14 protein-coding genes and 1 pseudogene are annotated in these 11,659 nt (G+C 69.8%); 5 read left to right on the forward strand and 10 right to left on the reverse strand.

Annotation, left to right across the window (positions count from 1 at the left end; all coding sequences use genetic code 11):
• The 3 genes and pseudogenes from ABZZ74_RS50375 to ABZZ74_RS50385 all read right to left on the reverse strand — a co-directional run.
• Positions 1–96 (reverse strand): annotated as a pseudogene (locus tag ABZZ74_RS50375) (electron transfer flavoprotein subunit beta); the annotation flags it as partial.
• A gap of 219 nt (positions 97–315) precedes the next feature.
• Positions 316–825 carry a flavin reductase family protein gene (locus ABZZ74_RS50380; protein WP_356950857.1) on the reverse strand — a complete coding sequence of 170 codons (510 nt, stop codon included), beginning with the start codon at positions 823–825 and terminating at the stop codon, positions 316–318.
• Positions 826–1,033: 208 nt separating this feature from the next.
• Positions 1,034–1,447 carry a thioredoxin family protein gene (locus ABZZ74_RS50385; RefSeq protein WP_356950858.1) on the reverse strand — a complete coding sequence of 138 codons (414 nt, stop codon included), beginning with the start codon at positions 1,445–1,447 and terminating at the stop codon, positions 1,034–1,036.
• Between the two features lie 75 nt (positions 1,448–1,522).
• Between ABZZ74_RS50385 and ABZZ74_RS50390 the strand changes: the two genes are divergently transcribed.
• The 3 genes from ABZZ74_RS50390 (at position 1,523) to ABZZ74_RS50400 (ending at position 3,803) form a co-directional block, all read left to right on the forward strand.
• Entirely contained in the window at positions 1,523–1,939 is a 417-nt protein-coding gene (locus ABZZ74_RS50390; protein ID WP_356950859.1) for a DUF4395 domain-containing protein, read from the forward strand.
• Positions 1,940–2,127: 188 nt separating this feature from the next.
• Positions 2,128–2,856 (forward strand): lysophospholipid acyltransferase family protein, encoded by a 729-nt coding sequence (locus ABZZ74_RS50395; RefSeq protein ID WP_356950860.1) that lies wholly within the window; start codon positions 2,128–2,130, stop codon positions 2,854–2,856.
• Positions 2,857–3,071: 215 nt separating this feature from the next.
• The gene (locus ABZZ74_RS50400) at positions 3,072–3,803 is read left to right on the forward strand and encodes a class I SAM-dependent methyltransferase (protein WP_356950861.1); all 732 of its coding nucleotides are present in this window, start codon (positions 3,072–3,074) and stop codon (positions 3,801–3,803) included.
• A gap of 3 nt (positions 3,804–3,806) precedes the next feature.
• Here ABZZ74_RS50400 and ABZZ74_RS50405 read toward each other — a convergent pair whose 3' ends face one another.
• The 5 genes from ABZZ74_RS50405 to ABZZ74_RS50425 form a co-directional block, all read right to left on the reverse strand.
• Complete coding sequence (locus ABZZ74_RS50405; RefSeq protein ID WP_356950862.1) at positions 3,807–4,508, reverse strand: phenylalanine--tRNA ligase beta subunit-related protein; 702 nt, start codon at positions 4,506–4,508, stop codon at positions 3,807–3,809.
• A 9-nt stretch (positions 4,509–4,517) separates the two neighbouring features.
• A complete protein-coding gene (locus tag ABZZ74_RS50410; protein ID WP_356950863.1) occupies positions 4,518–5,090 on the reverse strand; it encodes a transglutaminase domain-containing protein in 573 nt (190 codons plus the stop codon).
• Positions 5,091–5,169: 79 nt separating this feature from the next.
• The gene (locus ABZZ74_RS50415; protein ID WP_356950864.1) at positions 5,170–6,240 is read right to left on the reverse strand and encodes a low specificity L-threonine aldolase; all 1,071 of its coding nucleotides are present in this window, start codon (positions 6,238–6,240) and stop codon (positions 5,170–5,172) included.
• Positions 6,237–6,986 (reverse strand): SDR family NAD(P)-dependent oxidoreductase, encoded by a 750-nt coding sequence (locus ABZZ74_RS50420; protein WP_356950865.1) that lies wholly within the window; start codon positions 6,984–6,986, stop codon positions 6,237–6,239. Before ABZZ74_RS50420 ends, ABZZ74_RS50415 begins: the two co-directional genes overlap by 4 nt.
• A gap of 50 nt (positions 6,987–7,036) precedes the next feature.
• On the reverse strand, positions 7,037–8,434 hold the full coding sequence (locus tag ABZZ74_RS50425; protein ID WP_356950866.1) for a DUF6421 family protein: 1,398 nt from the start codon (positions 8,432–8,434) through the stop codon (positions 7,037–7,039).
• A gap of 384 nt (positions 8,435–8,818) precedes the next feature.
• Between ABZZ74_RS50425 and ABZZ74_RS50430 the strand changes: the two genes are divergently transcribed.
• Positions 8,819–9,502, forward strand: a complete 684-nt coding sequence (locus ABZZ74_RS50430; RefSeq protein WP_356950867.1) for a glycerophosphodiester phosphodiesterase family protein — start codon at positions 8,819–8,821, stop codon at positions 9,500–9,502.
• Positions 9,503–9,505: 3 nt separating this feature from the next.
• On the opposite strand, the gene ABZZ74_RS50435 is transcribed toward ABZZ74_RS50430, so the two are convergent.
• Positions 9,506–10,045, reverse strand: coding sequence for a GNAT family N-acetyltransferase (locus tag ABZZ74_RS50435; protein ID WP_356950868.1), 540 nt, complete (start codon positions 10,043–10,045; stop codon positions 9,506–9,508).
• A gap of 67 nt (positions 10,046–10,112) precedes the next feature.
• Between ABZZ74_RS50435 and ABZZ74_RS50440 the strand changes: the two genes are divergently transcribed.
• Positions 10,113–10,505, forward strand: coding sequence for a VOC family protein (locus ABZZ74_RS50440; RefSeq protein WP_356950869.1), 393 nt, complete (start codon positions 10,113–10,115; stop codon positions 10,503–10,505).
• Here ABZZ74_RS50440 and ABZZ74_RS50445 read toward each other — a convergent pair.
• Positions 10,487–11,440 (reverse strand): N-acetyltransferase, encoded by a 954-nt coding sequence (locus ABZZ74_RS50445; protein WP_356950870.1) that lies wholly within the window; start codon positions 11,438–11,440, stop codon positions 10,487–10,489. The two genes, ABZZ74_RS50440 and ABZZ74_RS50445, sit on opposite strands and share 19 nt — an antisense overlap.
• Between the last annotated feature and the right edge of the window lie 219 nt (positions 11,441–11,659).

Consider the following 11,659-nt stretch of genomic DNA (forward strand, 5'->3'; position numbering starts at 1 on the left):
CACGTCGTCCCGGTCGACGGTCAGGTCATCGGCGAAGTGCCGGTCGCCAGTGGCGTCGGGCACGTACTTCACAGTGACAACGATCCTCAAGCTCACGCCGGCTCTCCTACTGCATCGTCATTTCGGTGCTGCCTCTTTCAGGCAGCATAGGCGCCTCAAGCGGCCGATCCCGATCGGGGCGACCCCGCGCTCCGAGCGAAATATTACTCGCCAGTACACCCAGTTCGTTCCCGCTAAGCAAGCGCTTTGAACTGTGACCTGTGCAACGCAGCGTAATCGGAACTCGACCGCTTCGCAGAGGGAGCCGGCGCCGGATCAGTCCCGCAGGCCGTTGAAGCGCCCCTGGTGATAGAGGAGCGGACGGCCGGGGCCGGTGGGGTCGCCGAGGGCGACCTCCGCCAGGACGATGCGGTGATCACCCGCGGGCACGCGCGCGACGATCCGGCACACCAGCCAGGCCAGGACGTCATCGAGGACGGGGACACCCTCGGGCCCCTCGCGCCAGGCGGTGGGCGCCCCGAAGCGGTCGGCGCCGCTCTTCGCGAAGGTGGCGGCGAGTTCCTGCTGGTGGTCGCCGAGAATGTGGACGCCGATGTGGTCGGTCGTGGCTATCGCGGGCCAGGAGGAGGCGCCCAGGCTGATGCCGAAGGAGAGCATCGGGGGTTCGGCGGAGACGGAGGCGAGGGAGGTGGCGGTGAAGCCGACCGGGCCGGCGTCGCCACGCGCGGTGATCACGGCGACTCCCGCCGCGTGCCGGCGGAAAACGGAGCGCAGCAGGTCGGGCGAAGCGAGCTGAGGGGTACCGAGGTCGGATGCGGCCGTCATGGAGTTGTCCTTCTGCGAGAGGGGGCGAGCGGGGTCGTGGCTGCTCAACAGCCCGGACAGCGCGCGCTCGCGTTGCGGACGAGGTCGACGTGGACCCGCCCGTACAGAAGGAGTTCGGTCGGCATGGGGTCAGGCTGACGATAGGTGGTGCGCCCAGTCAAGTACGTTCCGGCATATGGGAGATGCCTCACCGTCCGCATCACAGCCGTCAAACCGCCTCCCCCAGTGCCGCGATGACGTCCGCCTTGCGCGGCTGCCCGGTCGCCCGCCGCACCACCCGGCCGTCGGCGTCCAGGACGAGCACGGTCGGCGTCTTGAGGATGTCGAGTTCGCGTACGAGGTCCAGGTGATCCTCGGCGTCGATCTCTACATGGGTCACGCCCGGCACCATGCCGGCGACCTCGCCCAGGACGCGCCGGGTGGCCCGGCAGGGGGCGCAGAAGGCACTGGAGAACTGCACGAGGGTGGCCCGCTCGCCCAGTGCCTCGCCCAACTCGGCCACGCCGAGCCGCTTTCCGTCGTCGCGCCCACGCACGCGTACTCTCCCGCTCCGCTGCCGATGCAGCACTCCATAGGCGCCCGCCACCACGAGCACCACCACGCACACCACGAGTCCGGCCATCGACTGCTCCAGCGTTCACGAGACTGCAAAGATTCCCGGCCCCAGGAATCGTGTCCTGTGCGGAATGCTTGATTCATGGACATCGATGTGAGGGGCCCTCGCTTCGGGGCGGCCCTGACCACCCTGGTACTGGCCATTGTGCTGATCACCGGAAACGTCTGGCTACTGGCCTGGCAGACGCTGGCGTTCGCACTGGGCGCGGCGGCCGGTGTGGGCCGGTCGCCGTACGGCTGGCTGTTCCGCAGGGTCGTACGGCCCCGGATCGGGCCGCCGACCGAGTTCGAGTCGCCGGAGCCGCCGCGGTTCGCGCAGGCGGTGGGGCTCGTCTTCGCGGGCGTGGGGCTCGTGGGCTTCGCGCTGGGTCCGGACTGGCTGGGGCTGGCCGCGACCGGGGCGGCGCTCGCGGCGGCCTTCCTGAATGCGGCGTTCGAGTACTGCCTGGGCTGCGAGATGTACCTGCTGGCGCGCCGGGTCGGGGTGCGCGCGGAGTAAAGGGTACGCAAAAGCACGAGGTGGATCACCGCGCGACGTGACGAGGATCTCCGCGACTGTCCGGAACTTGGACTGGCTCCCCGGCCGTTCTTCGGGCACGATCTGCGAGATGCCGTAAACCTACGGCTGCGTAACTTTCCCGCCGGGAGCGTCCTTCCCAGGCCGAGAAGGAAGGGTCCACCCCGTCCATGGCAGAGCTTGTCTACCGTCCCGTCATCGGTCTCGCGCTCACCCTGTTCAAGGCGTGGGACCTGAAGATCGACTGCAAGGGGTCGGAGAACATTCCGCGCTCGGGTGGTGCCGTGCTGGTGAGCAATCACATCAGCTACCTGGACTTCGTCTTCGACGGCCTCGCGGCGCTTCCGCAGAAGCGTCTCGTGCGCTTCATGGCCAAGGAGTCCGTCTTCCGGCACCGGATCTCCGGGCCGCTGATGCGGGGCATGAAGCACATCCCGGTGGACCGCAAGCAGGGCGACGCGGCGTACGCGCACGCGCTGGACTCCCTCAAGTCCGGTGAGATCGTCGGGGTGTTCCCCGAGGCCACCATCTCGCAGTCGTTCACGCTGAAGTCCTTCAAGTCCGGTGCCGCGCGCCTGGCGCAGGAGGCGGGCGTCCCGCTGGTCCCGATGGCGGTCTGGGGCACGCAGCGGCTGTGGACCAAGGGCCACCCGCGCAACTTCAAGCGCAGCCACACGCCGATCACGATCCGTGTCGGCGAGGCCATCGAGGCCTCCAAGGACAAGTACGCGGGCGTCATCACCCGGCAACTCCGCGAGCGCGTCCAGGAACTGCTGGAGGCCGCCCAGCGCGCCTACCCGGTCCGCCCGAAGGACGCGAACGACACGTGGTGGATGCCGGCCCACCTGGGAGGCACGGCCCCGACCCCGGAGGAAGTACGGGCGGCGGAGGCCATCTGAGAACCGCTGGAAATACCCACCCGCGCTCCGGCGGGAACGGCCCCTTGGGCACGCCTGACGCACCCGCGAGCGGAGTTTGGCAGATGTCCGGCCCGGCGCTCCCGGCGCCTGCCCGGCAGTCGGGGACACCGTCGTACGCGCCCTCCGCAGCAACGACCTGACCTGGGCTTTCTCCTCAGACGGACTTAGGATCCCCGCTTCGGGAAGGGGAACCGATGGACCGACACATACGCACGGTCGAGGACGTACTGCGGCTCCTGGACGGCCTGTTCGCCGCCGGAGGCGATCGGTGGACGACGGACGCCGGGTCGTGGTGGGACGACTTCTACGCGGACCGCTTGCGGCAGATTCCGTTCTTCGCCGCGAAGCCCGACGAAAACCTGGTCTCCCACGTCGAGCGTGGACTTCTCACCGCCGGACGCGCCCTCGACCTGGGATGCGGCCCCGGGCGCAACGCCCTGTACCTCGCCTCCCGGGGTTTCGAGGTCGATGCCGTCGACCTGTCGTCCGAGGCCGTCGCGTGGGCCGGGGAGCGGGCGGCCGAGGTGGGGGCTGAGGTCCGGTTCCTTGCGGGGGACGCCTTCGCCCTCGTGGGTAGCGAGTTGCGGGGGTCGTACGACCTGGTCTACGACTCGGGGTGCTTCCACCACCTGCCGCCGCATCGCCGGATCAGCTACCTGGCGCTGCTCGATCAACTCCTCGCCCCCGGCGGTCTGTTCGGGCTCACCTGTTTCGCCGCCGGTGCCATGGGGTCCGAACTGCCGGACGCGGCGTTCTACGAACGCGGCCGGCTCGAGGGCGGACTGGCGTACACCCCCGAGGCGTTGCGCGGGCTGTTCGGTGGGATGACGGAGGTCGAGATACGGCGGATGCGCGACGAGCCGGCCGACTCCTCGTACTTCGGCGAACCCTTCCTCTGGACCGCCCTGTTCCGCCGGGCGTACTGACCCTCAGCTCGCGGACTCCGCGGCCCGTACGTCGATCCGCGCGCCCGGACTGAACTTCTCCAGGAGCTCGGCGAGTTCGGCGCCCGCCGCCTCCACCTCGGCCACCGGCATCGGGGCCAGGCTCTCCAGGAGGAAGATCGCGGAGACGCTCTCCTCGGTGAGGCGGGTGCGCGGACCCTGGCGCCAGTTCCAGCGGCGACAGGTGACACCCGTCTCGTCACGCCAGACCACCTCGCCCGCGTCGGGGCGCTCGATGACCTCCTCGCCTCCCGCGACGGTCACAAAGTCCTCGTCGCCGGTGGCCCGGACGAGCGTCATGCCGCCCTGGATACGGTCGGTGTCCTCGCCGCCGACGGGGATCAGATGGGCGACGCTGATCGCGTTGTAGAGGTCCACGAGGAGGTTGATACGCGGCAGACCGGCGTCGGACAGCGCCCGCTTGGCCAGCGCCTCCGCGGAGTTGCGGGTGCGCGACGGCTTGGAGCCGAACGCCGTGTAGACCTCGCGCCAGGCCGCCATGTGCGGGTCCTCGTGCGGGGCGCGGCCGTCCAGACGCGCGGCGAGGCGGCGGGCCGCGTCATCGAGCAGCGCCGAACCGGCCTCGGTGCTGGGCCCGTTGACCAGACCGTGTACCTCGATCGCGACATGGGTGAAACCGGGCGCGAGGGCACGCACCTCGTCGGAGACGGTCAGGGAGAGTGTCATCGCCTTGCCTCAGAGTGCGGTGGGGAGGGTCTTCCAGAGGTACGGCCGGTCGGGCGCGGCCCGGAGGGCCTTCAGCACGGCCGGATGAGGTTCAGCGTACAACACCGGATAGTCCAGCTCATTGGACTCAGGGGCCGGCGTGAAGGCCAGCCGCTCGCCGTCCAGGGAGAACCGGGCATCCACCCCCGGCTTGTTGCCGCGCGGGTCCTGCCGGTGCCAGGCACCGTTGAAGCGGACGGCGACCAGGCCGTGCACCACGTCGAACTTCTGGTAGCAGAACGCGGTCGGGATGTCCTCGGCCCGCAACAGGGCAGCGAGGGCGTGCGCCTTGGCGTAGCAGACACCGGTGCCCTGCTCCAGGACGTCGGAGGCGCGCCAGGTGACCCGCGTATCGCCGGAGTCCTGCGAGTGGGGGATCGCATCACGGACGAACTCGAAGGCGAGCCGTGCATAGGCATACGAGTCTGCCGCATCCCGAGCGAGACGCGCGGCCGTCTTCCGGACCAACGGGTGATGATGGTCGATGACCTCGTCAGCGGCCAGATAGGCGGACAGGTCAGGGGTGTTCTGGATCAGTTCCATGCCCGCAGAGCATAGAAATACGGCCACCCGAGCGTCAATGAATTTTCAGGTGACCGTATATCTATGCAGAGTGTCGCTCCTACCGGGCCATCTCCTCCTTCAGCGCCGCCACGAACGCGTCCACGTCCTCCTCGGTCGTGTCGAACGCGCACATCCAGCGCACGACGCCGGCCGCCTCGTCCCAGAAGTAGAACCGGAACCGCTTCTGCAGCCGCTCGCTGACGTCGTGCGGCAGCTTGGCGAAGACGCCGTTGGCCTGCACCGGGTAGAGGATCTCCACGCCGTGCACCGCGCGCACGCCCTCGGCCAGCCGCTGGGCCATCTCGTTGGCGTGCCGGGCGTTGCGCAGCCAGAGGTCCTTGGCGAGCAGGGCCTCCAGCTGCACCGACACGAAACGCATCTTGGATGCGAGCTGCATGGACAGCTTGCGCAGGTGCTTCATGTGGCTCACGGCGTCCTGGTTGATCACCACGACCGCCTCGCCGAACAGCGCGCCGTTCTTCGTCCCGCCGAGGGAGAGGATGTCGACGCCGACCGCGTTGGTGAACGTCCGCATGGGCACGTCGAGGGAGGCGGCCGCGTTCGCTATGCGGGAGCCGTCCAGGTGCACCTTCATGCCGTGAGCGTGGGCGTGCTCGCAGATCGCGCGGATCTCGTCCGGTGTGTAGAGGGTGCCGAGCTCCGTGCTCTGCGTGATGGACACCACCTGCGGCATGGCGCGGTGCTCGTCGTCCCAGCCGTACGCCTGCCGGTCGATCAGCTCGGGGGTGAGCTTGCCGTCCGGGGTGGGCACGGTGAGCAGCTTCAGACCGCCCATGCGCTCCGGCGCGCCGCCCTCGTCGACGTGGATGTGCGCGCTCTCGGCGCAGATCACCGCTCCCCAGCGGTCGGTGACCGCCTGGAGCGCGACCACGTTGGCGCCGGTGCCGTTGAAGACCGGGAATGCCTCCGCCGTGGCGCCGAAGTGGCTGCGGATGATCCGCTGGAGGTTGTCCGTGTACTCGTCCTCGCCGTACGCGACCTGGTGCCCGCCGTTGGCCACGGCCAGCGCGGCGAGCACCTCGGGATGCGCCCCCGCGTAGTTGTCGCTGGCGAAGCCGCGGACGTCCGGGTCGTGATGGCGGCGGGCGTCGGTCTTCGGGGGGTTCACGGCTTCTCGGTCAGCCACAGACGCTTTCCGTTCACTTCGGCGGCGGGCTTGCTCCAGACGTCGGCGATGGCCTCCGCCAGGTCCTTGACGTCGGTGAAGCCCGCGAACTTCGCGTTGGGGCGCTCGGCGCGCATCGCCTCGTGCACCAACGCCTTGACGACCAGGATCGCAGCCGCGGAGGTCGGCCCGTCGGGGCCCCCGGCCTTGCGGAAGTAGTCCGCCATGGCGAGCGTCCACGCCTCGGCCGCGGCCTTGGCGGCGGCGTAGGCGGCGTTCCCGGCGGTCGGGTTGGAGGCGCCGGCCGCGCTGATCAGGACGTACCGGCCGCGGTCGCTGCGCTGGAGGGCCTCGGAGAAGGCCAGGGAGGTGTGCTGCACGGTGCGGATGAGCAGCAGCTCCAGGAAGTCCCAGTCGTCCAGGCTGGTCTTGATGAAGGCCTCGCTGCCGCGCCAGCCGCCGACGAGGTGGACCAGGCCGTCGACACGGCCGAAGTCCTTCTCGATGTGGGTGGCCCAGTCGCGGGTGGAATCCAGGTCCAGCAGGTCGACGGTCTCCCCGGTGACGGTGGCACCGCCCGAGGCGTACCGGGCCGCGTCCACAGCTTCGGCGAGCCGCTCGGGGTCGTTGTCCGCGGCGACGACGGTCGCCCCGGACTCGGCCAACCGCATCAGGGTGGCCCGGCCCGCGGGCCCGCCCGCACCCGCGACCGCGATCACCGCACCGCTGAGAGCTCCGTTCCCCGCCATGTTCTTCGCCTCCTGAGCAGTGTTCCCGGGCTTGCGCGCGAGGACGCCGCTCACGCGGCGACTCGCTCGGCGCTCTCCGCGGTGATGCCCTTGGTGGAGGCGATCACGTTCTTGAGCTTCTTGGAGAGGGCCTCATAGAACATGCTCAGCGGAAACTCGTCCGGAAGCACGTCATCGACGAGTTTCCGCGGCGGCTGGCTCAGGTCGAGGGCGTCGGGGCCCTTGGCCCAGCGGGAGCCGGGGTGCGGGGCGAGATAGGTGGAGACCAGCTCGTACCCGGCGAACCAGTGGACGAGCTTGGGACGGTCGATGCCGTCGCGGTAGAGCTTCTCGATCTCGGCGCACAGCTCGTTCGTCACCTGCGGGGCGCGCCGCCAGTCGATGTGGAGCTTGTTGTCGGTCCACCGGACGACGTCGTGCTTGTGCAGGTAGGCGAAGAGCAGCTGGCCACCGAGGCCGTCGTAGTTGCGTACGCGCTCGCCGGTGACCGGGAAGCGGAACATGCGGTCGAACAGGACCGCGTACTGCACGTCACGGGCCTGCGGGACGCCGTCGGCCTCGAGCTTCACGGCCTCCTTGAAGGCGGTGAGGTCGCAGCGCAGCTCCTCCAGGCCGTACATCCAGAACGGCTGCCGCTGCTTGATCATGAACGGGTCGAAGGGCAGGTCGCCGTGGCTGTGGGTGCGGTCGTGGACCATGTCCCACAGGACGAAGGCCTCCTCGCAGCGCTTCTGGTCGTGGACCATCGCGGCGATGTCCTCGGGCAGCTCCAGGCCCAGGATGTCGACGGCGGCGTCGGTGACGCGGCGGAAGCGGGCGGCCTCGCGGTCACAGAAGATGCCACCCCAGGAGAACCGTTCCGGCGCCTCGCGCACGGCGATGGTCTCCGGGAAGAGGACGGCGGAGTTGGTGTCGTACCCGGCCGTGAAGTCCTCGAACTTGATGCCGCAGAACAGCGGGTTGTCGTAGCGGGTGCGCTCCAGCTCGGCCAGCCAGTCGGGCCAGACCATGCGCAGCACGACCGCCTCGAGGTTGCGGTCGGGGTTGCCGTTCTGCGTGTACATCGGGAAGACGACCAGGTGCTGCAGGCCGTCCGCGCGGTTGGCGGCGGGCTGGAAGGCCAGCAGCGAGTCCAGGAAGTCCGGCACCTCGAAGCCACCCTCGGCCCACCGGCGCAGGTCCTTGACCAGGGCCTCGTGGTAGGCGCCGTCGTGCGGCAGCAGCGGGGAGAGCTCCTCCACCGCCTCCACGACACGCCGGACGGCGGCCTCGGCGTCCGCCCGTCCGGGTGCGTTCTCCGCGGCGAAGTCGATCGACCCGTCCTTGGACTGCCATGGCCGGATCTGCTCCACGGCATCCTTGAGCACCGGCCACGCCGGGTGCTCGACCACCCTGGTCGCGGGAGGAACCTGCTCCCCCGAAGCCGCCTGCACAAGAATTTCCGTCATGTCCCATCCTCCACGGGAGAAGCTTGCGTAAGGAGACCGTATACATACGAGCTTTCTTCCAGCAAGGGGAGCCGCGGGAAATTATCCTGCCCACCCGCATCGTCACAGAACTTTTTCCTGCCGGATGCCGTAGGTGCGATGGAGCGGGGTATACATGCGCCTCCGGCGGATACCGGCCACCGGTCAATACCCGCGCAACTCGCCCACGCCCGGGTGACCGGCCCCGCCGGTACCGGCCAGGTCCGCCCCGTACGTCACCCCAATCCCCCGTGTACGAGCGGGTTCATCGGCAGGCCGGGCCGTTAGGCTGCGGCTCTGCCCACGTGAACCGTCCGCTCCGGTCCGCGCGGGTCCGAGCCGCCGTCGACGGAAGCGAGTTGAACCTTGAACTTCCTTACCATCGGTCACCGCGGAGTCATGGGTGTCGAACCCGAGAACACCCTCCGTTCCTTCGTCGCCGCCCAGCAGGCGGGCCTCGACGTCATCGAACTCGATCTCCACCTGAGCAAGGACGGCGCCCTCGTCGTCATGCACGACAGCGACGTGGACCGCACGACCGACGGCACCGGCGCCATCGCCGACAAGACCCTCGAGGAGCTGCGCGCCCTGGACGCGGGCCGCGGCGAACGGGTCCCCGTCTTCGAGGAGGTCCTGGACGCCGTGAAGGCTCCGCTGCAGGCCGAGATCAAGGACGTGCAGGCGGCCAGGGCACTCGCCGAGGTGATGCTGGACCGGGACCTGGTCCCCCGCGTCGAGGTGTCCTCCTTCCACGACGAGGCCGTCGCCGAGATCGCCCGGCTGGTGCCGGGCGTACGGACCGCGCTGGTCGGCAGCCGCTTCGGCACCGACATCGTCGACCGTGCGGTGGAGGTGGGCGCGGCGACGGTCTGCCTCAACATCCGCCGGCTCACGCTGGAGGTGGTGGAGCAGGCCCGCAAGGCGGACCTGAGGGTCATCGGCTGGGTGGTGAACACCCAGGACGATCTGCGGCTCGTACGGGCGCTGCAGCTGGACGGCGCGACCACCGACTACCCGGAGATCAAGCGCACCGCCCGCTTCACGGCGTGAGGGTCACACCAGTTCCTTGACCAGCAGCTCGAACTGCAGGTCGTCGCGCTGCGGAATGCCGAAGCGCTCGTCGCCGTACGGGAAGGGCGTCATCCTTCCCGTACGGCGGTAGCCGCGCCGCTCGTACCAGGCGATGAGGTCCTCGCGTACGGAGATCACGGTCATGTGCATCTCGCGCACGCCCCAGCTCTCGCGGGCGGCGCGCTCCGCCTCGGAGATGATCACCTTGCCGAGGCCGCCGCCCTGGAGTTCCGGGCTGACCGCGAACATCCCGAAGTAGGCGTGGTCGCCGCGGTGTTCGAGCTGGCAGCAGGCGATGACCCTGCCGTCCCGCTCGACCGTCAGCAGTCGGCTGTCCGGCGACTTGACGACCGCGAGCACGCCCTCCGGGTCGGTGCGCTGGCCCTCCAGGATGTCCGCCTCCGTGGTCCAGCCGACGCGGCTGGAGTCCCCGCGGTAGGCCGACTCGATCAGCTCGACCAGGGCGTCCACGTCTGCGTCCGTGGCATCGCGGAAGGTCAGTCCAGCGGTGGCGGTGTCCATGGGGCGGCTCTCCGATCTGCGGCGCGGCGCGGGCAAGGACGAGGGTAACGCCCTAGCCTGGGGGCGCATGGTGCACGTTCTCAGCAGCCGGCTCCTTCTCCAGCCCGCCGATCCCGAGCGCTCCCGCCGTTTCTACGGCGAGCAGCTGGGCCTGCCCGTCTATCGCGAGTTCGGCACGGGAGTCGATCGCGGCACGGTCTACTTCCTCGGCGGCGGCTTCCTGGAAGTCTCGGGCCGCTCGGATGCGGCGCGCTCCCCCGCGGTACGGCTGTGGCTCCAGGTCGAGGACGCGGGCGCGGCCCACGAGGAGCTGCGCGCCAAGGGCGTCGAGATCGACCGGCCTCCGGTGAAGGAGCCGTGGGGTCTGGTCGAACTGTGGATCAGGGACCCGGACGGAACGCGGATCGTCCTGGTGGAGGTGCCACCGGACCATCCGATCCGCTACCGCCCGGGGATCTGAACCGGATCCGAGCTGCGCGAGCCCGGTCGGTGCTCCCACTGGCGGTCGGTTCGCGTCAGTTCGCGGAAGCCGGCGTCCAGGAGCACGGCGATCGACGCTTCGTCGTCGGACGGCTCGTAGGCGAGGAGACGGTCGACGTCGCAGAGGCGGAGCCAGGCGGCGGCTTGGGCGAGGAGATGCTGCTCCAGGGCCGTGCCCCTCGCCGCCGGGGCGATGTGGAGGTTGCCGATGTCGGCGAGGCCGGAGGCTCGGGTGTGCCGTTCCGGGCGGGCCAGGGACGTGTCGACCTCGATGAAGCCGAGGGCGGCTCCGGTGTCGTCGTACGCCGTGAAACGGGTGCCGCACTCCCCCAGCGTGCGCTCGAAGCGGAGCTCGGCCCGCGGTTCGGGCGCCGGCAGGTCGGCGACCCGCGCGATGAGGATCACCTCGGTGTTCCCGGTGTTCCGGAAGCCGGAGCGTTCGTACAGGGCGCGGATGTGCGGCCAGGTGCGGGGCAGGCCGTAGACGACGGGCGCGGGCAGTGCGCCGCCCGCGTAGCGGACGCGGACCTTCCATCGGCCGAGCTGGGCCAGGCAGGCGGCCATCAACTGGTCGGCGGCCGCTTCGGAGTCCGGCCAGAAGGACGCCGGCGGCCGGTACACGAACCAGTCGATCTCACCGGCGTCCCGGTACGTCTCGCCGACCTCGGCGTCGGCGCGGTAGCGCAGCAGATGCGCGGCGGCGACCACGTACCGGCGCTGCTCGGCGACGAGTGTCGTGCGCTCGGCGACCCAGGGGTCGGTGATGAACTCGTCGGGCTGCCGTTCCAGGTCGCTGAGGACGGTGTTCACCGAGACGGAGACGCCGGGGACGACGGCGGCGACATGCGCGTTGATCAGTTCGGTGAGCTGGTCGCGGTCGTCGCGTCGGAAGGGGCGCACCAGGGGCGCGGACATGCGGGACCTCCGGGCAGGGGTGGTGGGCTGGAGGCCGCCATGCGGTGCGGTACGGGGCCGAGCGTACGGCGGCGGTGGCGCCGGGCGCGAGGGGTTTGTCCGGATGGCCGGGGACCGGGCCCGGCACTAGTAGATTGTCGCAGCTAATTTCTGGGGTAGAGGTGGCGCAGTTTGATGCGTGCGTCGTGGTTGGTGAACTGCCAGTCCACCTGACGCTGG

This window comes from Streptomyces sp. NPDC006476, assembly GCF_040612015.1.
In the GTDB taxonomy this organism is placed as follows: domain Bacteria; phylum Actinomycetota; class Actinomycetes; order Streptomycetales; family Streptomycetaceae; genus Streptomyces; species Streptomyces griseorubiginosus_B.